This window comes from Flavobacterium sp. ARAG 55.4, from assembly GCF_051846875.1.
In the GTDB taxonomy this organism is placed as follows: domain Bacteria; phylum Bacteroidota; class Bacteroidia; order Flavobacteriales; family Flavobacteriaceae; genus Flavobacterium; species Flavobacterium plantiphilum.
On the sequence record NZ_JBPYCT010000001.1, the window covers coordinates 329,397 to 353,416 of the forward strand.

At 34.2% G+C, this 24,020-nt stretch carries 17 protein-coding genes; 10 read left to right on the forward strand and 7 right to left on the reverse strand.

All coding sequences use genetic code 11. The features are described 5' to 3' along the window. Window positions 1-26 precede the first annotated feature (26 nt). Together gldN and ACSV4D_RS01510 are read left to right on the forward strand one after the other, a co-directional pair. On the forward strand, window positions 27-917 hold the full coding sequence (gene gldN, locus ACSV4D_RS01505; RefSeq protein WP_408081056.1) for a gliding motility protein GldN: 891 nt from the start codon (window positions 27-29) through the stop codon (window positions 915-917). A gap of 82 nt (window positions 918-999) precedes the next feature. Further along, window positions 1,000-2,049, forward strand: a complete 1,050-nt coding sequence (locus tag ACSV4D_RS01510) for an NAD(P)/FAD-dependent oxidoreductase (RefSeq protein ID WP_439226862.1) — start codon at window positions 1,000-1,002, stop codon at window positions 2,047-2,049. A 2-nt stretch (window positions 2,050-2,051) separates the two neighbouring features. Here the strand turns inward: ACSV4D_RS01510 and ACSV4D_RS01515 are convergent, their stop codons facing one another. Next, window positions 2,052-2,432: a DUF983 domain-containing protein gene (locus ACSV4D_RS01515; RefSeq protein ID WP_408081058.1), complete on the reverse strand. Its 381-nt coding sequence runs from the start codon at window positions 2,430-2,432 to the stop codon at window positions 2,052-2,054. A 65-nt stretch (window positions 2,433-2,497) separates the two neighbouring features. Between ACSV4D_RS01515 and ACSV4D_RS01520 the strand changes: the two genes are divergently transcribed. Next, window positions 2,498-4,405 carry an ABC-F family ATP-binding cassette domain-containing protein gene (locus tag ACSV4D_RS01520; protein WP_439226863.1) on the forward strand — a complete coding sequence of 636 codons (1,908 nt, stop codon included), beginning with the start codon at window positions 2,498-2,500 and terminating at the stop codon, window positions 4,403-4,405. 142 nt (window positions 4,406-4,547) lie between these two features. On the opposite strand, the gene ACSV4D_RS01525 is transcribed toward ACSV4D_RS01520, so the two are convergent. Then, window positions 4,548-5,513: an App1 family protein gene (locus ACSV4D_RS01525; RefSeq protein WP_439226864.1), complete on the reverse strand. Its 966-nt coding sequence runs from the start codon at window positions 5,511-5,513 to the stop codon at window positions 4,548-4,550. A gap of 62 nt (window positions 5,514-5,575) precedes the next feature. On the opposite strand from ACSV4D_RS01525, the gene ACSV4D_RS01530 reads away from it, so the two are divergent. Next, a complete protein-coding gene (locus ACSV4D_RS01530) occupies window positions 5,576-6,463 on the forward strand; it encodes a diacylglycerol/lipid kinase family protein (protein WP_439226865.1) in 888 nt (295 codons plus the stop codon). Here the strand turns inward: ACSV4D_RS01530 and ACSV4D_RS01535 are convergent. Beyond that, a complete protein-coding gene (locus ACSV4D_RS01535; RefSeq protein ID WP_408081062.1) occupies window positions 6,456-7,604 on the reverse strand; it encodes an 8-amino-7-oxononanoate synthase in 1,149 nt (382 codons plus the stop codon). The two genes, ACSV4D_RS01530 and ACSV4D_RS01535, sit on opposite strands and share 8 nt — an antisense overlap. A gap of 97 nt (window positions 7,605-7,701) precedes the next feature. Here ACSV4D_RS01535 and ACSV4D_RS01540 point away from each other — a divergent pair, with 97 nt between their 5' ends. Beyond that, on the forward strand, window positions 7,702-7,980 hold the full coding sequence (locus ACSV4D_RS01540) for a 4a-hydroxytetrahydrobiopterin dehydratase (protein WP_408081063.1): 279 nt from the start codon (window positions 7,702-7,704) through the stop codon (window positions 7,978-7,980). A 46-nt stretch (window positions 7,981-8,026) separates the two neighbouring features. On the opposite strand, the gene ACSV4D_RS01545 is transcribed toward ACSV4D_RS01540, so the two are convergent. After that, window positions 8,027-8,512: a DUF1761 domain-containing protein gene (locus ACSV4D_RS01545; protein ID WP_439226866.1), complete on the reverse strand. Its 486-nt coding sequence runs from the start codon at window positions 8,510-8,512 to the stop codon at window positions 8,027-8,029. 179 nt (window positions 8,513-8,691) lie between these two features. On the opposite strand from ACSV4D_RS01545, the gene ACSV4D_RS01550 reads away from it, so the two are divergent. Next, window positions 8,692-9,549, forward strand: a complete 858-nt coding sequence (locus ACSV4D_RS01550; protein WP_439226867.1) for a leucine-rich repeat domain-containing protein — start codon at window positions 8,692-8,694, stop codon at window positions 9,547-9,549. Between the two features lie 271 nt (window positions 9,550-9,820). Here the strand turns inward: ACSV4D_RS01550 and nagB are convergent, their stop codons facing one another. Genes nagB through ACSV4D_RS01565 form a run of 3 tightly spaced genes read right to left on the reverse strand, consistent with a single transcriptional unit; the run spans window position 9,821 to window position 14,284 of the window. Further along, entirely contained in the window at window positions 9,821-11,749 is a 1,929-nt protein-coding gene (gene nagB / locus ACSV4D_RS01555) for a glucosamine-6-phosphate deaminase (protein ID WP_439226868.1), read from the reverse strand. A gap of 39 nt (window positions 11,750-11,788) precedes the next feature. Then, window positions 11,789-13,369: a solute:sodium symporter family transporter gene (locus ACSV4D_RS01560; protein WP_408081067.1), complete on the reverse strand. Its 1,581-nt coding sequence runs from the start codon at window positions 13,367-13,369 to the stop codon at window positions 11,789-11,791. Window positions 13,370-13,402: 33 nt separating this feature from the next. Beyond that, a complete protein-coding gene (locus ACSV4D_RS01565; RefSeq protein ID WP_439226869.1) occupies window positions 13,403-14,284 on the reverse strand; it encodes an inositol oxygenase family protein in 882 nt (293 codons plus the stop codon). 535 nt (window positions 14,285-14,819) lie between these two features. On the opposite strand from ACSV4D_RS01565, the gene ACSV4D_RS01570 reads away from it, so the two are divergent. From ACSV4D_RS01570 to ACSV4D_RS01585, 4 genes are all read left to right on the forward strand, one after another. Continuing rightward, on the forward strand, window positions 14,820-17,834 hold the full coding sequence (locus ACSV4D_RS01570; protein WP_439226870.1) for a SusC/RagA family TonB-linked outer membrane protein: 3,015 nt from the start codon (window positions 14,820-14,822) through the stop codon (window positions 17,832-17,834). A 31-nt stretch (window positions 17,835-17,865) separates the two neighbouring features. Further along, window positions 17,866-19,491, forward strand: coding sequence for a RagB/SusD family nutrient uptake outer membrane protein (locus ACSV4D_RS01575; RefSeq protein WP_408081070.1), 1,626 nt, complete (start codon window positions 17,866-17,868; stop codon window positions 19,489-19,491). Between the two features lie 395 nt (window positions 19,492-19,886). Then, a complete protein-coding gene (locus ACSV4D_RS01580) occupies window positions 19,887-22,202 on the forward strand; it encodes a GH92 family glycosyl hydrolase (RefSeq protein WP_439226871.1) in 2,316 nt (771 codons plus the stop codon). 6 nt (window positions 22,203-22,208) lie between these two features. Continuing rightward, a complete protein-coding gene (locus tag ACSV4D_RS01585; protein WP_439226872.1) occupies window positions 22,209-24,008 on the forward strand; it encodes a hypothetical protein in 1,800 nt (599 codons plus the stop codon). The last annotated feature ends 12 nt before the right edge of the window (window positions 24,009-24,020 follow it).

A 24,020-nucleotide genomic window follows, 5' to 3' on the forward strand; every position in this document is an offset into this window, starting at 1 on the left:
CGTCAATTCTTATTAATGACACTATGATGAATATGAGAAATTTTTTGATAATTGCAATCTCTTTGTTGGGAGGAATAGCTACTTATGCTCAGTCTAATTTACTGAATGCTAAGATTCCGGAGGAAATTGGTCTTAAGACTCCTGCACAACTTATTTCAGATAATGATAAGCCTCTGACTTATGGTTATGTTCATGATAGAGATGTATTAATGGGTAAAATGGTATGGGAAATTATTGATTTGAGTGAGAAAATTAATTTCCCTCTTTATTTCCCTGTGGATACCGCTAATATTGGTTCAAACAGACGTTCGCTATATGATGTTTTAACGCGGGCAATTAAAGAAGAAATGATAACTGAAGTGTATTCTGATAGTTATTTTAATACAAAAAAGACCTATAAAGATATTCAGGCTTCATTAAGCAGAATAGATACTACGGATGCCGGTCGGGAACAAATAAATGCCGGTCAGACTGTTTCTGAAGAATATGTTTTGAGATCTGATTTAACAGCTCAGGATGTAACGCAATACAAGATTAAAGGATTCTGGTATTTCGACAAGCGTCAAAGCGAATTAAAATACCGCTTACTTGCTATTTGCCCGGTTACTCCGGATGTGTACACGATGAATAGTGACGAGAAGGATTATATTGAATTGTTCTGGATTTTTTATCCTGATGCCAGAGAGGTTTTGCATGAAGCTAAAGCTTTTAATAATAAAAACTCGGCCATGCCTATTTCTTTTGACCAAATATTAAATTCAAGACGTTTTAATAGTGTAATTTACAAAGAAGAAAACGTTTATGGCGATAGAGAAATTAAAGAGTATATGAAAGATAATGCTCAAAACCAATTGCTGGAAGCTGAACGTGTGAAAGAAAAAATCCGTGATTTTGAATCGGATATGTGGAATTATTAATTTCAATGATATTTTTACAAAAACTCTTACCTGATGGTAAGAGTTTTTTGTTTTCTGTATTTTTGCGTTTTATTTAAAAAGTATGGTTGATTATTTAATTGTAGGATGTGGATTAGCCGGAATTTCATTTTCTGAAATGGCATTAGCAAATGCTAAAAGTATTTTGGTAGTGGACAATGATTCTCAAAATTCTTCTAAAATTGCAGGAGGTTTGTACAATCCGGTTATTTTAAAGCGCTTCAGCGAAGTCTGGCAGGCACGGGAACAACTGCTTGTGATGAATCAGTTTTATGCTGATTTAGAGCAAAAACTTCAGATTAAGGTTGATTTTAAAAAGCCTATATTACGTAAATTCTTTTCTGTCGAAGAACAGAATAATTGGTTTGCTGCTTCAGATAAACCTGCTTTGGCTCCTTTTTTATCTGCTTCAATTATTACAAAAAAGTATTCAGGAATAGATTCTCCGTTCCATTATGGTGAGGTTTTGCATACGGGTTATGTAGATACTGCAGCCTTATTAGAAAATTATAAAAAATATCTTTTACAGGAATCACTGATGCTGCTGGAATCGTTTGATTATGAAGCTCTGGAAGTTTTATCAGATAGTATTCGTTATAAAAATATTGAAGCAAAACACATTATTTTTGCTGAAGGTTTTGGGATGCATGCTAATCCTTATTTCAGTCATTTGCCTTTGGATGGAACTAAAGGTGAACTTTTTATTATCAAAGCTCCTAATCTGGATTTAGATGTCATTATAAATACCTCTGTGTTTATTCTTCCGCTGGGTGATGGATTATTTAAAGTGGGTGCTACTTACAATTGGAAAGACAAAACCGATTTGCCTACTGAAGAAGGAAAACAGGAATTAGTAGATCGGATAAAGGAAATTATCAATTGCGAATTCGAAATTATTTCTCATTTTGCTGGCGTTCGTCCAACAGTAAAAGACAGAAGACCATTAGTGGGAACACATACTGATTATGAATCCATTCATCTTTTAAACGGTTTAGGAACTCGTGGTGTAATGCTCGGACCGGCAATGGCCAAAGCATTATTCGAAAATATTGAATATGGAATTCCTTTGGAAAAAGAAATCAATATAAACCGATTTGAAAAACGTAAAAGATAATTTCAGGCTTTAAAATTCGGATCGTAATGTACAAACATATTGATGTATATATTTCTTGACCATCTTAATACCAGCGGTCCCAGAATAATAAGGGTTGCTAGGATGGCAATAAATGATGTTTTTAAGCTGGTATTAAAAAATAAATAAGAAACAATGAAAGCTGCAATTCCTATGGCTACATTCACACCATAACTTACATACATAGCTCCATAAAAGAAGGAAGGTTCAATTTGATACGTCAGACCGCAATGTGAACATTTGGTATTCATTTTTAAAACATTAGCCAAATGAAACGGATTTTTATCTACATACATGCTCTCATTTTGGCATTTAGGACAAGTTCCTGTTAAAATACTATTTAGTTTGGATCCTTTTTTTAACATTTGCAAAAATTTTTATCAAAGGTACATTTTTATAGAAAGTACCCATGTAACATTAGTCACAATATATGCTTAATATACACAATTTATCGGTTTCGTTTGGAGGTACTTATTTGTTTGAAGAAGTAACTTTCCGATTGGGAGCCGGAGACAGAGTTGGTTTAGTCGGAAAAAATGGTGCAGGAAAATCAACCATGCTTAAAATGTTAGCTGGTGATTTCAAGCCTGATTCAGGTGTGATTTCTCAGGAAAAAGACATCCGAATGGGATTCCTGCGTCAGGATATTGATTTTGAAAGAGGAAGAACAGTGCTTGAAGAAGCCTACGAAGCTTTTACAGAAATTAAAATTGTAGAGAAAAAGCTGGAAGAAATAAATCATCAGTTGGTTACCCGAACCGATTATGAAAGTGAGGAATATACTAAAATCATCGAAGACTTATCTGATTATACGCATCGCTTTGAATTGCTAGGCGGTTATAATTATGTAGGGGATACCGAAAAAATTCTGTTAGGTTTAGGTTTCAAAAGAGAGGTTTTTGACAATCAAACGGAAACTTTTTCGGGAGGATGGCGAATGCGTATTGAACTTGCCAAATTATTATTGCAAAATAATGATGTGTTGTTGCTGGATGAGCCTACCAACCACCTGGATATTGAAAGTATCATTTGGTTAGAAAATTTCCTTCGCAATTATCCCGGTGTAGTGGTGATTGTTTCGCACGATAAAATGTTTTTGGATAATGTAACCAACAGAACCATTGAAATTTCTTTGGGGAAAGCTTATGACTTCAATAAACCTTACTCGCAATATTTAGAATTGCGTCAGGAACTTCGTGAAAAGCAATTGGCTACTCAAAAAAATCAAGCCAAAAAGATTGAAGAAACTCAAAAACTGATTGACAGATTCCGTTATAGTGCGACCAAATCTTCGATGGCACAGTCTTTAATCAAAAAGTTGGATAAAGTAGAGCGAATTGAAGTCGATGAAGACGATAATTCAGTGATGAATATTTCGTTTCCTGTATCTAAAGAGCCCGGAAAAGTTGTTATTGAAGCTGAAAACGTAACCAAAGCTTACGGAGATAAAACCATTTTAAAAGACATTTCGTTGCTGGTAGAACGAGGCAGTAAAATTGCTTTTGTAGGACAAAATGGTCAGGGAAAATCTACTTTTATCAAAGCATTGGTGAATGAATTTGAATACGATGGAATTATTAAATTAGGGCACAATGTTCAGTTGGGGTATTTTGCTCAAAATCAAGCCGAATATTTAGATGGCGAAATTACCTTGTTGCAAACGATGGAAGATGCTGCATTGGATACGAACCGTTCAAAAGTACGCGATATGTTAGGTTCGTTTCTGTTTCGTGGAGACGATGTAGAGAAAAAGGTAAAAGTGCTTTCAGGAGGCGAAAGAAACCGTTTGGCGTTGTGTAAATTATTATTGCAGCCTATAAATGTGTTGCTAATGGATGAGCCTACGAACCACTTGGATATTAAGTCTAAAAACGTATTGAAAGCCGCTTTACAAAAATTTGGTGGAACTTTATTATTGGTTTCTCACGACAGGGATTTTCTTCAGGGCATGTCTAATATTGTTTACGAATTCAAAGACCAAAAAATAAAAGAATATTTAGGAGATATCAACTTTTTTCTGGAACAGCGTAATATGGAAAATATGCGTGAAGTAGAGAAAAAAGAAGTGGTTAAAACGGCCGCTCCTAAAGAAAATAAAAAAGTTTCTTACGAAGACCAGAAAAAAGGGAAGACCTTGCAAAACCGTTTGAGTAAAATTGAAAGCCAAATTAGTCAGTTAGAAAAAGACATTCAGCACGATGATAAAATGCTGGCTTCCAATTATGATAAACACATTGAAGATGCTGCTTTTTTTAAAGCTTACAATAAAAAGAAAGCTGATTTAGACCAGTTGTTATTAGATTGGGAAATCGTTCAGGAAGAGATTGATAATTTGTAGTAGGATTTATTTCCTAAGCTCCGCAGGGTTTGTAACTTTATGACTGTAATTTTAGGTTTTAACCGACTAATTTTTCTGTGACAGAATAGATTAAAATATTTTTAAAGTTGGAGATTTTGCGGAGCTATATGGTTTTAAAATTTTACTGGATCAATCCTATTCTTTTAGAATGCGCAATCGCTTCTTTACTTTTCTTAAAATAACAAACTTCTACTTTAAGACTTTCGAGATTTTTAAGCGTATTAATCACTTTTTGTTTTTTGCGTTTGCTTGTTTGTCTAATGTAGATTGCCTGAATAGTCAAAGGAAAAATCTTAGCAATAGCTTCATACAAATAAGGATCTTCCTGTGAATCATCGCCTATCAATACGTATTTTAAATTAGGGTAAAATTCCAAAATATGTTTGATTTTTTCAAATTTATGATTGTGACCGCCTCTGCCGGTCCAGAAAAATTGTGACAAACTGGTTTTAATGTCTTTTAATAATAAAACAGCTTTGGGTAAATTATGGATTTCAGTGAATTTTACAATGAAACGGTACAAATTCCATTCACTGCTGGAAACATAAAAGAAAGTATTTAATTCTCCATTTTGCTTTCTGCCCGCCTCACTTAATGCCTGATAGTGCGCCGTTACATCTTCAAAAATTTTACGTCTGTTGATATTATGAAATAATAAGTTGTATAATTTTTTTAGAGGATTCATGGTATAAGAAACTAAAAAAGTATCATCAATATCAGATATGATTCCTAGATGGTCGATTTTTGGACGAATATAGCTGTCTTTTGCGGTAATTGTTTCTTTTTTATAATTAAGACTTACCTGATATTTAACCCATCCATATTCATCTTCGGCAAGCGGAATACAGAATTTAAAATAACCGTCACCTAGTGTCTTGGTATGAATAACGGTGTTGTTATGTGTTAAATAAATATCTGCATTAGACCAGGTTTTCATTCGATACATTCCTATAATAGAACTTGCATTTTTAAAATGTTTATCCTGAAAATCATAATCTTCGCCTTTTGTGGGCAGGAATACATGTCCCATTACAATTAATTCCTGATCATTGGCATAACCGCGATATAATTTTAAAATGGGTTTCATTTATAGTGTTTCTTTTGTATTGTACTCCAAATTACTTATTTTTAAGCATAAAATAAAGCAAAATGTCAAAAAAAAATGTGATAATGGTTGTTAATCCCATTTCGGGAGGTGTTAATAAAGCTGGCCTTATTGATCAGGTATCGCATTATGCAAAATATCTGAATATCAATTTGTATTGTTTTGAAACGACCGGAATTGATGATTTGGAAAAATTGAGAGACTATTATCAGCAGTTTCATCCGGAACGGGTCATTATAGCCGGAGGGGACGGAACCATAAAGCTGGTAGCCGAAGCGTTAGAACAATATGATGTGATTTTTGGAATTTTACCGGTAGGATCTGCAAACGGTTTAGCAACGGATCTGGGGCTGACAAAAACTCAGGAAGAGAATATAGCGATAGCCTTTGAAGATAGTTTTGTAGAGATAGATTACATCACGATTAATGATAAAATGTGTATCCATTTGAGTGATTTAGGACTGAATGCTGATTTAATTAAAAATTATGAAAAAAGTGCTGTCAGAGGGAAAGTAGGTTATGCGCTGCAAATATTTAAAACCTTGATGAATGCCGGAAAATCATTTCACGTAAGTATAAAAAATGATGAACAATTGATTGAAACTAAAGCCCAAATGATTGTTATTGCTAATTCCCAGAAATACGGAACAGGGGTGGTCATCAATCCTATAGGAATTATGAGTGATGGAAAGTTTGAACTAATTATTTTAAGGAAGATTACTTTTAGTGTTTTTTTAAAAATAGTTATGGGTAAAATACCCATCTCATCCGGACATGTAACCGTTATTTCTACTGATAAAGCAATGATTTCTATTAATAAGCCAACAAGCTTTCAAATAGATGGAGAATACTGTAACAAAGAAACACAACTGAAGATTGCTATTTCAACTAAAAAATTGAAAGTGGCTATTTTAAAAACCGCAGTTATTTGAAAGGATTTCGTTCCTGCCATTCTATCTTTGGCTCAAAATAACTAAAACTTTTAGAAACAAACAGATTAAGAATAGGATTATTATGTCTGATAAGTCCATACATGGGAACCGCTTTGGCACCCACAGAACTTTTTATCTCTAATGCTGTTCTGGCAAAAATAATCCGACTGTATTTTTTATTGACAGAGTATCCTATCATATCATAAAGCATGTTTAAATACAGCATTTTTTCTTTTTGGCATGTGTCATCATATCCTAGAAAATAAGTATCTATATCGTCACCATTTTTAATTAAGGTGTTGAAACCTATTAATTTGTCATCACTAAAATATCCGTAAAATAAAAACTTGTCTTTTAAGTTTTTTTTGAAGGTTTCAAAATGATGTTCACCCAGATAAAAAGTATTAAAAGCAGCTTTTTGAGCCACATTCAGATAAAGCTGATGGATGCGTCGGTTATGATGAATAATGTCATTAAGACTCATTTTTTGTTTGGTAATATCAGATGATTTTTTCTGAGCTCTCTTATATTGATCCCGGTATTTTTTGCTTAAATCTGCAATATAATTATCAAAAGAATGCCAGGAGTCCTTAATGTTAAAGATCATGTTAGGTTGCGTGGAAAACCTGTAAAAAGAACGAAAGACAGGAATATTAAAATCTTTAATTTCAGTTTCTGAAAAATCTTTAAAAATAGTAAGATGCGGTTTATTACCCTGCCTGATAAAGTATTTTTCTAAAGAATCAGTGGCTTGTTTTAATAGAGTTATGACCGTAGTTAAATCTGTTTCTTTATCAAATGCAATTCCGTTTTGTCCGGTCAGCATATTATTACCTATAATAAGTACTTTTGAGCCCACTCTTTTAAAAACAAAATTTCTGATTTTTGTTCTCAGGCAACTATCTCGGTCTCCAAAAGAAGGAATTTTGCTTAAGTCTAAAAATTGAGAAATCGCAATTCCAATATTCTTTTCATTATGGAATAGAGCGATAAAATGACAAGTCATATTCTCCGGAGCAGCAGTTTCTAAAGTCTTTAAATAATCTCTGCTAAGGAAAATGTTTTTCGCTGCCAAAAGATCCCATTGCGTGCTGAGTGCATCAACAGTATTGTATATTTTAAATGAAAAATCTGATTTCAAATGCTGCGGAATTAATAGCGTCGAAGATACTATTTTAAGTGAAAGAGTTAGTCTAAAACCTCAAAATTAACTAAGTTTATAATAAAAAAACAGGCGTATGAAAATTTATGATAAAATAACAGCACAATCTTTTCTGTCGGAACTAAAGGACTGGATTTTTGAGAATGACGGAATCGAAAAGAAATTTGAGTTCAAGAATTTTAATCAGGCATTAGCTTTTATCGTTCAGGTGGGAGTGCTGGCAGAAACTAAAAATCATCATCCTGAATTATTTAATGTATATAATAAAGTTAATATCCGATTGTCAACTCATGATGCTAAAGGGGTTACAGAGAAAGATTTTGATTTGGCTAAAGCCATAGAAAAATTATTTTAAAGCAAAAAAACTTCTCTGCTGCTAACACAGAGAAGTTTTTTGTTTTTTATTGCCAGGCACAAATAATCCCACCCATAATTATGAAACAGATAATCCAATAACCACCATTTATAAAAGTATATTTCCAGCTTTTTCGTTCAAATAAGGCATTGGTTGCAATCATAGGGAAAGCAAGAAACAAACCAGTCAGGAAACCATGTAAGGCTCCGTGTTTAAAAGTACGGAATGCAGTGCCATAATCATTCATGAAAGCAGCGTATGAAGGTTTAATCTCTGCGGCAGCTCCACCTCCAATCATACCAAAAGCACCCCATTGATGAATGGTTAAAAATTGTAAAACCATTGCAATCAGAAATGCGAAAAAAACTGCCATGATAAAAATTAAAGGCATATTGGCTCCTTTCATTTTTTCTTCTGTCAAACCGGATTCCTTCATCCACAGGGTTCCAAATACTTTTGGATTATACCAGATAAACCCAACGACTAGTGTTGATATAGCAGCTACAAATAGTGCTAAGAAATTAATTTCCATATAATTGTTTGTTTTGATTAGTTATTTCAAATATAAATAAAAATTCTTTTCCTTAATAAAGGAGTGTATTTGTAAGTTTAATACCTTTTTATTTTATTTTTATATGCATTTCGTCGATTATTTTAGTGCTTTAATCGTTTTTTGTGTTATATTTAATCTCGATATCAAAAGCAGGAAATATGAAAAATATCTTTACTTTAATCTTAGCCTTTTTTGCTTCATTTTCTCTGATGGCTAATGTGTCACTTTCAGACAAAGAAATTCTAATAAAATTGTATGAGGCTACAAATGGTAGTCAATGGAAAATAAAGTGGGATTTATCGCAGGATGTTACTGCCTGGTCAGGTGTTAAAGTGATAAATGACAAAGTAATTGCTTTAGATTTACAGGATAATAACTTAGTAGGATTCATTCCGGCAGAGTTAGGGAATTTGCAAAGTCTGGAAGAATTAAATCTGCATAAAAATAAGCTTTCAGGAAGTATTCCTAATAGTCTTGGAAATTTAAAGGAATTGAAAGTTTTAGATTTATCTTTTAATAATTTATCAGAAGCTATTCCGTCTTCAATATGTAATTTAAACCAATTAAGAAAATTAGAATTGTACATGAATCGGCTATCAGGCGATTTACCTTCTAATTTAGGGAATTTACAAAATCTGGAAACTTTAGCTGTTTTTAATAATGAAATTGAAGGTGTTATTCCGTCTTCTTTTTACCAAATGAAATCACTAAAAGTAGCGTTGCTGAACAGTAATAAATTAACCGGAACTTTAAGTCCGGATGTTGCTAATCTGACTCAGTTAGCAAATTTTAGTTTATTCGAGAATAATCTTCAGGGACAAGTGCCTCTGTCGATAGAAAAATTAGATAATTTAAAAGAAATGAATATTTCTTATAATAAATTCAATGGTCTGGTGACAAAAAAGTTAGCCATGTTGGATACGCTTAATATGACTATGATTAATGATAGTGGTGTGGCGTATCTTATGAATGTTGCTGTTGAAATGGATAAAAGACCTATCGTGTCTGAAGAATAAAATAATTTTTTTGGTTAGGAAATTGTTTTTTTTATTAAGTTAGTTTTAAAATAAGTTTAGTGTTTAGAAGAACCTGTGAAATTATTTTCACAGGTTTTTTTTATATCTGAAAGCAGTTTCAAATTATAATTTTATTGAGAATCATTTACATTCTAATTATATCGAAAGTGTCATTGTAAAATAATAATACCGATATAGTATATTATTTTAAAAGCTGTGCAAATTATCTAAATTCACACAGCTTTCGTAAAAACTAAATGGAGTATTATTTTTAAAATTTCCATCTTACAAAGGCTTCCATTGCGGCATAATTTGATAAACCAAGCTGATCATATAATTCAGCAGTTTCTTTATTTCGGTCTTCAGCTCTTTGCCAAAATTCTCTGGAATCTGTACCTTGGAAAACCACACCATCTTTTTGAGATTGATGTTTAAAAATTCCATGTCTTTTTGCCAATACCTGATCAGGGCTCATAGGTACGGCCATTTCTATTTCGTCAATTCCCCATTCCTGCCAGGCACCACGATAAAGCCAAAGCCAACAATCTTTCATAAAATCTTTAGACTTAAGATTTTTTACGGCTTCCAGAATGGCATCTAAGCATACTTTATGTGTTCCGTGCGGATCGGCAAGATCACCGGCAGCAAAAATCTGATGTGGTTTTGTTTTTTCAATAAGATCCATTGTTAGTTGGATATCAGCTTCTCCTAAAGGTTTCTTTTCAATAGTTCCGGTTTCATAAAAAGGTAAGTCCATAAAGTGGATTTGATCGTCAGTTAAACCCACGAAATGAGCTGTAGCGCGAGCTTCTCCTTTTCGAATAAGCCCTTTAAGATGTCTTACCTCAGAAATGTCTTTTTGACTTGTTTTTTTATGGATAAGAAACTCGTGCGCCTTATGGTAAATGGTAGCTGCTTCCGGACTGCTTATATTGAATTTTTCATTATAATCGCATACAAAACGGGCAAATCTCTCGGCTTCGCTATCGGCTACAGCGATGTTTCCGGAAGTCTGATAAGCTACATGCACTTCGTGACCCTGCTCCTGCAAACGCATAAAAGTTCCTCCCATGCTAATAATATCATCATCTGGATGCGGACTAAAAATAAGCACCCTTTTTCGGGCCGGTTCCGCACGTTCCGGTCTGTTGCTGTCATCGGCATTGGGTTTTCCTCCGGGCCATCCGGTAATAGTATGCTGTAATTTATTAAAAATATTGATGTTAATGTTGTAAGCAGGACCTGAATCAGCTAATAAATCACTCATTCCGTTTTCGATATAATCGGCATCGGTAAGTCTTAGAATGGGTTTTTTAAGATCCAGAGCCATTCGTAAAACAGCTTTCCGCGTTAATTGATCGGTCCAGACAATTTTTTCAACTAGCCATGGAGTATTGATTCGGGTGAGTTTAGAAGCGGCTTCCTGATCTAAAACAAAAACAGCGTTATCATGTTCCTGCAAGAAAGAAGCCGGAATCTGATTGGTCACTGTACCTTCAGCAGAGGCTTTTACAATGTTTGATTTTCCTTCGCCCCAAGCCATTAAAATCACCTGTTTAGCTTCCATTATTTTTTTTACTCCCAGAGTTATAGCAGTTCTTGGTGTATTAGTTAATCCGGAGAAATCTTTACTTGCAGCTACTCTTGTAATATGATCTAAGGCAACTAATCTTGTTTTTGAATTTTGTAAAGAACCCGACTCATTAAAACCAATATGTCCATTTCCGCCGATTCCCAGAATTTGCAAATCGATTCCGCCCAAAGCTTCTATTTTTTCTTCATACTGAGCACAATAATCCTGTATTTTTTCTTTAGACAAAGTACCATCCGGGATATTATAGTTTTCAGGTAAAATATCTACCTGATCTAATAATAATTCCTTCATAAAGCGGACATAGCTATTGATGGAATCCGGTTCCATGGGATAGTATTCATCCAGATTGAAGGTAATTACATTGCTGAAACTAAGACCTTCTTCTTTGTGCATTCTTACCAGTTCAGCATATAAACCCTTTGGAGATGATCCGGTTGCAAGTCCCAGAACACAAGATTTATTTTGCTGTTGTTTCAATCGGATTAATGCTGCAATTTCTTGTGCAACGGCTACAGAAGCTGTTTTCGAATTTTCAAAAACTACCGTGTTGATGTTTTCAAATCGTTTTTCAAATCCTGTAGCTTTATCAATATTGCTTTTTATCATGGTAATGTTTTTTCGTGTTTTGAAAATGAATTAAATCTATTATGACAGTAAAATATAAATCAGGATAGTCAGGAACACTAAAATGCTTCCCGCAATATTTATTCCTGACCAGGATTTCTCGTAATTATTAGCTAAATTTTCTTCGTATTCTGTGTTTGATTTTGAAGTTGCATACATTTTTGAAAATACAAACATAATGATGAAGTTTAAAACAAATTCAATTCCCCATAAATGGACAAAATGAATATCTATTTTGAATACAAATGAGGTTAAGATATAGAAAACAAAACCAAAAAATAATCCGGCTTTAGCACCGACAGCATTGATTTGCTTAAAAAATAAACCGGCTACGAGGATTGAAGAAATCGGAATAAAAAAGATTCCGTTCAGCTCCTGTAATAAAAAATATAATCCCGAAGGAGCATAAGCTACTAATGGTGCTACAGAAATAGATAAAACAGCAAGCACCACCGATGAAATCTTCCCGTAATACACCAGTTTTTTGTCTGATATGTTTTTGTTAAAACTTTTTTTGTAAATATCCATACAAAAAATAGTACTTGCAGAATTTAATACGCTGTTAAAAGTACTTAGTACTGCTCCTAAAATTACAGCTGCAAATAATCCATACAGGTAGGTAGGTAAAACTTTTTTAACTAAAAGTGGGTAAATTAAATCAGGTTTGTCATAATGTTGTTCCTGAAAATAATAATAACCTATCAGTCCGGGAAGTACAATAATCAGCGGCATAAATAATTTGAAAACACCGGTGTATATCAATCCTTTTTGTGCTTCCACTAAATTTTTAGCACCAAAAGCTCTTTGAATAATGGTTTGATTCATGCCCCAAAAATAAATCTGGTTGATCATAAGTCCTGTAAAAAGTGTTGAAAAAGGCAATACTGAATCTTCGCTTCCTATAATGTCGAATTTTTTTGGAGCAAAGTTATAAATGGTACTTACACCTTCAAAAACATTCCCATTTCCAATTTGGTACAAAGCAATCGCGGGAACTAATAAACCGCCGAGCATTAAGCCAACTCCGTTAAGGGTGTCAGAAAACGCAACAGCTTTCAATCCTCCAAAAATAGCATAAGCTGAACCGATAATGCCAATTACTAAAACCGTGTAAACCAAAGATTGTTCTTTTGAAATTGAAAATATCGCAGAGAAATCAAAAATGCTTTCAATATTAATAGCTCCTGAATAAAGAACAATAGGCAATAAGGTAACTACAAAAGAACTCATTAATAAAAAAGCTACGATAGAGCGAATTTGAGAATCAAATCTTTTTTCCAGAAACTCAGGAATAGTGGTAAGTTTCATTTTCATAAACCGCGGAATTATAAAAATAGCAGCTATAACTAAAGCTATTGCAGAGGTAACTTCCCAGGCAATAACGATAATTCCGTTTTTGTATGAACTCCCATTCATTCCAATTAAATGTTCGGTAGAAATATTTGTCAGTATCATCGAACCGGCAATGATAGGAGCAGTCAAACTTTTTCCAGCCAGAAAATAGCCGTTTGAAGTGTCAAGATTATCTTTTCGGAGTTTGTAACTGGTGTAAATTATGACTAGGAGCGTGAATCCAAAAAAGCCTAAATAGGTGTATAACATTTCAAAAGGATATTAAGTTTACAGGATAAAAAATTAGAATTTCAGTTTGGCAGGTAAATATTTAGCCACTAATTCTTCGTAATAAGGACGTAAAGCTTTTGAATCCGGTTTGACAGGTGCTTTGGTGTATAAATCGTATGGGTTGAATTTTTTTACCCATTCAAACATTTCTATGTCATGTTCTGTCATCAAATGCGTATAAGCATCTTCACGGTGCTGAGAATAAAAAGAATGGTAGCGAATCATGTACAATGCCGGTTCCGGTAAATAATCTTTCATGATTTGGTATAAATATTCGTCATGTCCCCAGCTCATTTTTACATGATCCAGTCCGCAATTAGGAGTATAAACACCGTATTTAGTATTGTATTTTTTATTAGTACTATCAGGATTTGCAGCAAAAAACTCAGGGTATACAATCTTGTCTGAGAATTGACAGCCTACCGGGAATGTGTCTCCCACAACAGCCCACTGAGGTTCTCCAAAAAGGCACAACACTTTCCCAATATCATGTAAAAATCCGGTAAGTACAAACCAATCCGGATGTCCATCGGCACGAATGGCTTCTGATGTTTGCAGTAAATGCTGGAATTGGTCCAAATCAATATCCGGATCACTATCATCTACTAAAGTATTCAGGAAATCTACTGCTTCCCATAAGGACATTTCTTTTCGGTCAAATTTTAAGAACTCTTTTTCTTTTTCGCACACAAAATCATAAGTCTGATACGTATGATTAATTCGATAAAACTCTTTTACGGTTTCTACTCTTTCTGAATCCACGTAATTACGGAATTCTTCTTTTTCTTTTGTGTCAGCAGCAGGATCCGGATAGCGTTCGATTAGATTTTCTTCCCAATCGTCAATTTGATGCATTGGGTTATTGAATTTGTCTGAGTTATTGATTTTTTCCATTTTGGGTTTGTTTTTAAATAATGGTAAATAGTTGTAAGAGAAGATGTTCTTCTGAATTAATGAATATCAAAATTAAACAGATGTCCGTTTCTTAAAATGGATAAATGATTCAAAAACATGGATAAATTTTTTATAGTGATAATTTTTGACTTAATAAATTACATAATGTTTATTTAGAAGGAAGATTTGTTTTTATGGATTTAAGAAACAATTGAGATGATTTATTAAGTAATGATGTTATGAAGTAAGAATTTAGGTTGTTTTTAGGTTTTTTAAATGTTAAAAACGTTTAGAAAATCTACTTCATCTTTATAATAAAGCTAAGGGTTGTTAAAATGAATAAATCTTCTTAATTAGGAGTGTTTATTGGTTATAATTAAAAAAATACTGCTATAAAAAGTGTAAAATATATTTTAAATGCTTTTTTGTTGTGCTTTTTTGACTGTATTTTATATGTTTTTGACGAATTTATCCATTCCGAAAATTCACAATACTGTTAATTTTACCATAATATTATTAACTAATACTAATTAAAATGAAAAAAACCAATTTCAAATTATTGACGTTATTTTTCTTAATAGCGTTTTCAATTAATTCGTGGGCGCAAAAAACACAGGTGTCCGGTAAGGTGGTAGACGATCAGAATCTGCCTTTACCCGGTGCAAATGTTTTAGAAAGCGGAACGAAAAATGGTGTAGTAACAGATTTAGATGGAAAATTTAGACTGGAAGTTTCTAATCCAAATGCTGGAATAGTGGTTTCTTATGTTGGTTTTGCTGATCAAAGTGTTAAATTAAGTGGGGCAAAAACGAATCTGACCATTAAATTACTTTCAGGAGCTAATAATTTAGAGCAGGTAGTGGTTGTAGGTTACGGTAAAGGATCCCGAAAAAATTTAACTACCTCTGTAACTTCTGTTAAAGCAGAAGATATGAATAAAGGAGCGATTAGTGATGTGGGACAATTGCTTCAGGGTAAAGTTGCCGGTTTGAATATTTCATCCAGTGGTGACCCAACAAGAGCAGCTTCTGTAGTAATGCGTGGTGTTTCTACTTTAAATAGTTCTCAAGGTCCATTTTATGTGGTAGACGGAATTCCGGGTGTGGATATTTCGATGATTTCACCGGATGATATCGCAACTATTGATGTACTTAAAGATGCTGCTGCGACTGCAATTTATGGGAACAGAGCTGCAAATGGAGTTATCATGGTTACTACTAAAAAAGGAAGTAAGGAAAGAACTCAGATTGCTTACAACAGTTATTTTGGTATTGAAAATGTTTCGAATCAATTGGATATGATGAATGCTGCTCAATTGAGAGAGTTTACAACCAAAAATAATTTGAATTTTACTCCTGAAAATGATAAAGGAGCAAACACAAACTGGCAAGATGAGATTTTAAGATCAGGAGCACTGTCCAGTAGCCATAATTTATCTATAAGTGGCGGAGGTGAAAAAAGTAGCTATTCTGCCAGTCTTACTTCTATTAAAAGAGAAGGTATTCTTAAGAAAAACGATTTTGGACGTGTAATTGCCCGTTTATCTGTTGAACAATATGCATTTGATGATAAAGTAAAATTTGGATTAAATGTTACTAATTCTGTTAGTGAATACGTAAATGTTCCTCAACGTAATACGGTTCTTTTACAATCGATAAATCATCTTCCGGTTTCTCCGGTAAGAAATGAAGATGGCAGTTTTTTTGAAAATTTTACCAGTACAGGATATTTCAATCCGGTAGCTTTAATTGAGCACGGGACTGATGAAACTAAGACAAATAATCTTATTGGAAATTTTACTACAGAAGTAAAACTTCCATTTGGATTTACATATAATTTAAATATTGCTCATCAAAAACTAAGTACTTCTCACGGAGAGTTTTATGATAGCTATTATTCTCAATATAATAGTGCTAACTTTTACAACAATCCAGATCCGCCTTTGACAAAAACTTTAGTGAATTTTGGTGTAAATGGTTCAGCATTAAGAAATTATTATGAAAACACCAATAATATTATAGAGAGTTTCTTGAATTGGGATAAAGAATTAGGAGATCATAAAATTAAAGCTGTCTTAGGATACTCATGGCAGGAGAATACTTTAGGTAATGGTTTTCAGGCTACTACAACTAATTTTCCGGTAGATAATGTGGGCTATAATAATTTAGCTTTAAGTAATTATACTTCAGTAGGAGGTTATGTGGTGAATTTTGGAGACAGTCAGGCATATCAAAAGACACGTTTGATTTCTCAATTTGCGCGTGTAAATTATAACTACAATGACAAATATCTTTTGCAGGGAACAGTAAGAAGAGATGGAGGTTCTGTATTTGGAGCAAATAACCGTTGGGGATATTTTCCTTCTGTGGGTGGTGCCTGGAGAATTGATAAAGAAAACTTCATGCAAAACCAGAATGTTTTCAGCGATTTAAAATTGCGCGCCAGTTATGGTGTTACCGGTAATTCTTCCGGATTTAATGCCTACACTGCTCAATTTATCTCAGGAAGTGCCGGAACATTCTATTATAACGGTCAACAAATAGGAGCTTATGGTCCAATACAGGCTGCTAACCCGGATTTGAAATGGGAAAAGACAGCAACAACTAACCTGGGACTTGATGTTTCGTTATTACAAGGTACAATTACAGCTTCGGTTGATGTTTACGACAAGAAAACTACTGACATGATTTTTAACTATCAGGTGAACCCAGTATTGGTTCCTGTAGGATCAATTGTGGCCAATGGAGGTATTATGTCTAATAAAGGTATCGAAATTGCTTTAGGTGCTACACCGGTTAAGACGACTAATTTTACCTGGTCTACTAATTTAAATATTGCGAGTAACAAAAATAAAATAGTAAAATTAACAAATCCATTCTTTATCGGAGGAGATTCTATCCGAAGAGTACAACCTGACGGAGGAGGGCAAACGGGAGCTACTTTGCAAATTTTCAAAGAAGGCAAACCTCTTGGGCAATTTTTTACTCTTGATTATGCCGGAAAGAATGCTGATGGTGTTTCTCAGTATTACGATAAAGACCGTAACCTGACCACAAGTCCATTAAATGGTGTTGATTATCATTATGTAGGGAATGCACAACCAAAAGTGCTATTAGGATGGTCCAATAATTTCCAATACAAGAATTTTGACTTAAGTGTTTTCTTCAGAGGAGTATTTGGTAATAAAATTTTCAATGCTACCCGCGCCGATTTATTCAGACCTTCTACAGCTATGACTACAAATATTTTGGTAGATGCGCAAAATGAATCTCCGGAAGATTTTAATTCATATCGCTATTCTTCCCGTTTTATAGAAGATGGCAGTTATATCAGATTAGATAATGCAACACTTGGATACAACTTTAAAAACATTAACAAGTTCGTTAAAAGTTTACGTATGTACACCACTGTAAATAATTTATTTGTGATTACAAAATACAGTGGTATTGATCCTGAGGTAGAACAGGGTGGTACGGCACCAGGGGTAGATTCAAATAATTTTTATCCAAAAACCAGATCATTCTTATTAGGTTTTAACGTGGTATTCTAAGAAAATAATAATTGTAATAATTGTAAATATTATGAAAAAAATAATAAAATATTTTGGGCTTCCAATACTGGCTATTGGTTTATTCGGGTCCTGCGAAAATTTAGATGTGCCAATTACGACACAACTGACACCGGAGGTTTTTCCTCAAAATTCCACGCAGTTTATTCAGACTACAGGACCTGTTTATGTAGCTTTTCGAGGCGATTTTTCATTCTCCTGGTGGTGGTCACAATCACTAACTACCGATGAAGCAATTTTGCCTGCAAGAGGAGGAAACTGGTTTGACAACAGAAACTACATTGCGATGCATTTCCATGATTGGACAATAGATAATGGTATCGTAGGAAGTTTATGGAACTGGTCTTCCGGAGTTATAGGAAGAAGTAATCAGGCTATTTCGATTTTAGAAGAAGCTATGCCTGCCGGTGCAGAAAAAGCTACTTTGATTTCTGAATTAAAAACCATGCGTGCGATTTCTTATTTTATAATGATGGATAATTTTGGAGCAGTACCATTGGATACTGTTTATGGTGACTTTTCTTCTCGTGCTAAATCAAGCAGAATAGAAGTTTTTAATTTTGTTGAAAAAGAATTGAAAAAAGCAATTCCTAATTTGAATCCGGCATCCGGAGTAGCAACTTATGGCCGACCAAATAAACAGACAGCTAATGCTTTGTTAGCTAAAATGTATTTGAACGCACAGGTTTATACAGGGACACAACGCAATAACGAATGTATTGCTGCTTGCGATGAAGTAATTAAATCAGGTCTTTATACTATTGAAGGCAGAAATACTTATTTACAAATGTTCTATCCAAATAATGGTCCTCAGATGAAGGAATTTATTTTTGCAGTTCCTTATGACCCGGCTGTTGGTGGTGGCGGATTGATGTATCATGCCCGTTATGATGTACCTCGTTCTTTAAGAACCAGATTTGGACTTCCGTTTACTCCTAGTGCACCAAGAAGTACATTGCCGGAATTCTATGCTCATTTTGAAAATGATGCAAATGATATTCGTAACAGACAATGGTTGACAGGAAAACAATTTTTAGCTGATGGAGTTACCCCTGTAACAGTTACTACAACTAAAAAAGGTTATGACGAATATTATACAGGTGCAGATGGTGGAGCTTCATTTACTTACCAGGTAGAATTAAGCAAAGAAATCACCTATAGAGGAAGTCAGGCAAATGTAAAAGGCCTTGATTTAGGTAATGATGAAATAGCCTGGAATATCGGGTATAGAAATATTAAATTTTATCCGGATGCTACTTCAACAAGTAGAAATCAGAATAATGATGTAGCATTTTTACGCTACTCAGATATTCTTTTAATGAAAGCGGAAGCTATTCTTCGTGGCGGAACGGCTACTTTGGGCGACACACCACTTTCGTTAGTAAATACTATACGTTCTAATCGTACCACTTCTGCTCCATGGACTGCTGTAACGTTAGAAGACCTTTACAAAGAAAGGTCCCGTGAATTTGCCTGGGAAGCATGGCATAGAAACGATATGATTCGATTTGGAAAATTTGAAGGACAATGGGGTTTCAAAACAGATACAGATGTAAAACGTCGTCTTTTTCCAATTCCAACAAATGCATTGGTACTTAACCCTGCTTTAGTTCAAAATCCGGATTATATTAATGATTAAGTTATTTATTGTTGATTGGTTAATTTAAGTTGGTGATTTATTTAACCCTGAAAAAGAGAAGAAGTTAGCTCTTCTTCTCTTTTCTTTTTCTAAATAATAATTCGGTTATCATAGACTAGTCGTCACAGAATCAGTTTTGTTTTGATCAGATACAGAGTATTAGCTTATTTCAATAGTTTAATTTTTTTATTAAAAGAAATTCAACTGTTTTAAAAGAAAAAAACTTTACCGGATTAATCCCTTCAATTGGTTTGACAGAATTCTGTTTTTTCCGAATACAATTTTTTTACATGCAGTCAATAGTAAAAAAGCCCCGAATATAAATTTATTTCTGTTGAACAGGTCTCAGAGTCTTATAAAACAATTGGCCTTCAGCAAAAAGCAAACCGATAAACATGGATTTACACCGTTTATTAAAATATAAATTAACAGCAATAATCGTTTTATTAGTCCTGTTATCCTGTTCCGTTAAACGGACAGAGAGCAAGTATGTAGATTTTGTTAATCCGTTAATTGGTACGGCACCTTCTACTACAATTAGTGCTTTACAGCATGGAGAAGATGAAAAAGAAAATAATGCTCAGGTGGTGCCTTATGTTACCGTTCCTTTTGGAATGACGAACTGGACAGCACAAACTAAAGCAACGGAAACCAAATGTGTAGCGCCTTATTATTATACAGATACTAAGATTTCGGGTTTTAGAGGAAGCCACTGGCTCAGTGGTTCCTGTGTTCAGGATTATGGAAGTATGACGATTATGCCTGTTACAGGAAAATTGAAATGTCAGGCTGACGAAAGAGCTTCTAAATTTTTTCATGATACTGAAGAAACAACTCCATACAGTTACAGAGTTAATCTTGCGGATTATAAAATTGATGTGAATATGACAGCTACTAAGCGTTGTGGATTGTTTCGTTTTACTTTTGAGAATTCAGGTGAAGCACACATCATTGTGAATCCAAACAGCGACGAAGGAGAAGGATTTATCCAGATTAATGCTGATAAAAATGAAATTTCAGGATATAATCCGGTGCATAAAATCTATCAGGGTTCGGGCGAAAGAGCGGGTTTTAGCGGATATTTTGTGGTAAAATTGAGTAAAAATTCGGAAAACTTTGGTGTTTATCAGGAAAAAAAAATACTTAATGGACACACACAAATTGCTAATCAGGAAAACATAGGAGCTTATATTTCTTTTGTGGTGGAAAAAGGAGAAACTATCGAAGCTAAAATTGGAACTTCATTTACCAGTATCGAACAAGCCCGAAAAAATTTAGAAACAGAAACCAGAATAGTGGATTTTGACGAAGCAAAAGAAAATCTGAAAGATATTTGGGAAAATCTGCTTTCAAAAGTAAAGGTAGAAGGAACAAATAAAGACGATAAAGTAAAGTTTTATACAGCCATGTATCACAGTTATTTGCATCCCAGAACCTTTAATGATGCTGATGGAACTTATTTAAGTTTTAATGGAGGAAAAGAGGTAATGAATAGTGGTAACGAAAATTATTTTACTGATTTTTCGATGTGGGATATCTACAGATCGTCGCTGCCGTTGTTTAATATGCTAACGCCTAAAACAAACGGACAAATGATGAAAAGTCTTTTTGCTATGGCAGAACAAGGTGAATGGATGCCCATTTTTCCATGCTGGAATAGTTACACTTCGGCGATGATAGGAGATCATGCGATAGCTGCAATAGCGGATGCTTATATGAAAGATAACATTGAAATTTCAGATAAAGAATATGGTTATTTATTGAAAAATGCTTTTAAAACTCCAGCAAATCATGCGGATTATGTAAATGGAAAAGGACGTCGCGGTTTGACTTCTTATTTGAAATATGGTTATGTTCCATTGGAAGATGAGGTAAAAGAATCCTTTCATAAAGGAGAACAGGTTTCCAGAACTTTAGAATATGCCTTTGATGATTTTGCGCTTTCTCAAATTGCAGCTAAAAGAGGAGATACGTTACATGCCGGACTCTTGAAAAAAAGAGCCTTGAATTATCAAAATGTCTATAGCGTAACCGATTCCTGCGTAAGAGGTCGTTATGCTGACGGAACTTTTACCCAAGATTTTGACAAGTTTATTAGAAAATCATACATAACCGAAGGCACGCCTTATCAATACACCTGGTATGTGCCTCAGGATATTAAAGGGTTAATGAATTTAATGGGAGGAGAAGATGGGTTCAATACCAACCTGGATCGTTTCCATGCCGCCAACCAATACTGGCATGGAAATGAACCGGGACACCAGATACCGTTTTTATATAATTATTCTGGTCAGCCTTGGAAAACTCAGGGATTAGTTAGCCAGATTATGAAGACTGAATACAGCAATGCAGTCGGTGGATTGAGTGGAAATGATGATGCCGGGCAAATGTCGGCCTGGTATGTTTTTGCAGCTTTAGGATTTTATCCGGTAGCGCCATCCGTACCGCAATATGTGATTTCAGGACCTCATTTTGATAAAATTACACTGAGTTTAGAAAAAGGAAAAAAATTAATTATTAATGCTAAAGGCGCTTCATCTGGAGCCAATTATATTCAAAAAATCAGCTTTAACGGAGAGGCTTATGATAAAACCTACTTGGATCATTTTTCAATTATGAAAGGTGGAACATTAGATTTTGAAATGGGTAACCAACCGAATAAATCCTGGGGAACTGCTAAAGAAAGCAGACCTTTTTCTTTGTCTAACTAATAAAAAATGAGTATGAATCCAATCAGTCGTGGTAAATTTTTAAAACTAGGAAGTCTCTCCTTGCTTGGAGCTTTGGTTAGCGATGCTGTTTTGGCAAATGATCATTTTTTGAGTGCCCCGGAAACTAAAAAAGATGCTCTTTTAATGAAAAAATTACTCTTACATAATGATGAAATGGCAGAACAGCTGCTTCAAAAAGAATGGGTTGATTCCGCTGTTCGTTTGAGTAGTTACCGTTCTTTGGCAGGCACTATCGCAATATTTGTTGCTTCGGTTTCTCATAGGGAGTCTAAGTTTTATAAGTCTAAAATTGTTTTCGAACGTTTGAATCAATCGGCTGATGTATTATTAAAAGGGCAATACAGTGACGGAACTGTTGATGCCGGAGGAAACCGGCAATCGCCACCGGATACTGCTTTTGTTTTGGAATCTATTTGTTCCGCAGCTACCGTTTTAAAAAACAATAAAAATAAGGATTTAGATGGGGTTAGAAGCAAACTTAAAAAGTTTATTCAAAATGCCGGAGAAGCTATGATAACAGGTGGTGTGCATACTCCTAATCACCGCTGGGTGGTTTGTGCGGCTTTGGCTCATATCAATTCGCTTTATCCTGATGTTCGTTACATCAATAGAATCAATCAATGGTTAGCGGAAGGGATTTATCTCAATGAGGACGGACATTATTCGGAACGAAGCGGAGTGTATTCGGCAGTTATTGATAAGGCTTTGATAACTATAGCCAGATTACTAAATAAACCGGAATTGCTGGATATTGTTCAAAAAAACCTGATCACGTATTATTATTACACAGAACCGAATGGTGATTTGGTTACAGTAGATTCTAAAAGACAGGATCAGTTTATGAATTTAACGGTGTCCAAGTTTTATTTGCAATACCGTTTTATGGCTATCCATACAGCGAATCCTAAGTTTATCGATATGGTCAATTTGATTGAAAAGAGCGCTGATTTTATTCATTCTGTTTTATCGCATGCTTTGATTGATTTTATGGAAAACCCGGTGTTGCAGCAGCAAATTCCTGTGCAAGCAAATAGTGAAAATGACTTTGAACAGTTTTTCGCTGTCTCAAACCTGGCTCGAATCCGACGAGGAAAAACTTCGATAACTTTATTTGGAGGAAATGATAAACCTGTTATGATAGTTTCCGGAAGATCATCAAATCCTAATTTTTTAATGTATCGAAAAGGAGATGCAGTTTTAAAATACATGCGATTGTCTTCTTCATTTTTCAGGATGGGGTATTTCAGCAGTGATGGTATTGAAAAAACAGGGAATAAATATATTTTGAAAGAAACCAAAGAAGCGGATTATTATCAGCCATTAGCTCCGGAATTTCTTAAATCAGATGGCGATTATCAATTGTCAGAATCTCAGGATGGACGATTTTGGAACAAAATGGATTTTGAACATAGAGTTGCAAGTAATGTGAAAACACAAAATACAGTAATTGAAGTAGAAGAAAATAATGGAGAACTCAGTCTGGATTTTAAAGTAGATGGTCCTCCAAATGTGGAAATAACTATTGAAATGTGTTTTAAAGAAGGAACTGAAATTGCAGGTGCAACATTGGACGAAAAAGGAAATTATTTCCTGAAATCAGGGTTTGTGAAAGCAAATATGGGTAATGATAGCATAGCATTAGGTCCGGGATTAGTGGAACATCAAAACCTAAATAATTTAGATAGTGAAGCATATACCTATCATCAGGGGACTTTACATACAAATGGGGTACACGTTTACATCACTGGTTTTACGCCTTTCCATCATAAAATGACAATTTCTTAATTATGAAGGAAA

Coding starts and splice junctions, on each gene's coding strand:
- ACSV4D_RS01585 (WP_439226872.1), top strand. CDS start 22,209: ATGAGTATGAATCCAATCAGTCGTGGTAAATTTTTAAAACTAGGAAGT.
- ACSV4D_RS01510 (WP_439226862.1), top strand. CDS start 1,000: ATGGTTGATTATTTAATTGTAGGATGTGGATTAGCCGGAATTTCATTT.
- ACSV4D_RS01565 (WP_439226869.1), bottom strand. CDS start 14,284: ATGGAAAAAATCAATAACTCAGACAAATTCAATAACCCAATGCATCAA.
- ACSV4D_RS01520 (WP_439226863.1), top strand. CDS start 2,498: ATGCTTAATATACACAATTTATCGGTTTCGTTTGGAGGTACTTATTTG.
- ACSV4D_RS01550 (WP_439226867.1), top strand. CDS start 8,692: ATGAAAAATATCTTTACTTTAATCTTAGCCTTTTTTGCTTCATTTTCT.
- ACSV4D_RS01540 (WP_408081063.1), top strand. CDS start 7,702: ATGAAAATTTATGATAAAATAACAGCACAATCTTTTCTGTCGGAACTA.
- ACSV4D_RS01575 (WP_408081070.1), top strand. CDS start 17,866: ATGAAAAAAATAATAAAATATTTTGGGCTTCCAATACTGGCTATTGGT.
- ACSV4D_RS01525 (WP_439226864.1), bottom strand. CDS start 5,513: ATGAAACCCATTTTAAAATTATATCGCGGTTATGCCAATGATCAGGAA.
- ACSV4D_RS01580 (WP_439226871.1), top strand. CDS start 19,887: ATGGATTTACACCGTTTATTAAAATATAAATTAACAGCAATAATCGTT.
- gldN (WP_408081056.1), top strand. CDS start 27: ATGAATATGAGAAATTTTTTGATAATTGCAATCTCTTTGTTGGGAGGA.
- ACSV4D_RS01530 (WP_439226865.1), top strand. CDS start 5,576: ATGTCAAAAAAAAATGTGATAATGGTTGTTAATCCCATTTCGGGAGGT.
- nagB (WP_439226868.1), bottom strand. CDS start 11,749: ATGATAAAAAGCAATATTGATAAAGCTACAGGATTTGAAAAACGATTT.
- ACSV4D_RS01545 (WP_439226866.1), bottom strand. CDS start 8,512: ATGGAAATTAATTTCTTAGCACTATTTGTAGCTGCTATATCAACACTA.
- ACSV4D_RS01515 (WP_408081058.1), bottom strand. CDS start 2,432: ATGTTAAAAAAAGGATCCAAACTAAATAGTATTTTAACAGGAACTTGT.
- ACSV4D_RS01570 (WP_439226870.1), top strand. CDS start 14,820: ATGAAAAAAACCAATTTCAAATTATTGACGTTATTTTTCTTAATAGCG.
- ACSV4D_RS01560 (WP_408081067.1), bottom strand. CDS start 13,369: ATGTTATACACCTATTTAGGCTTTTTTGGATTCACGCTCCTAGTCATA.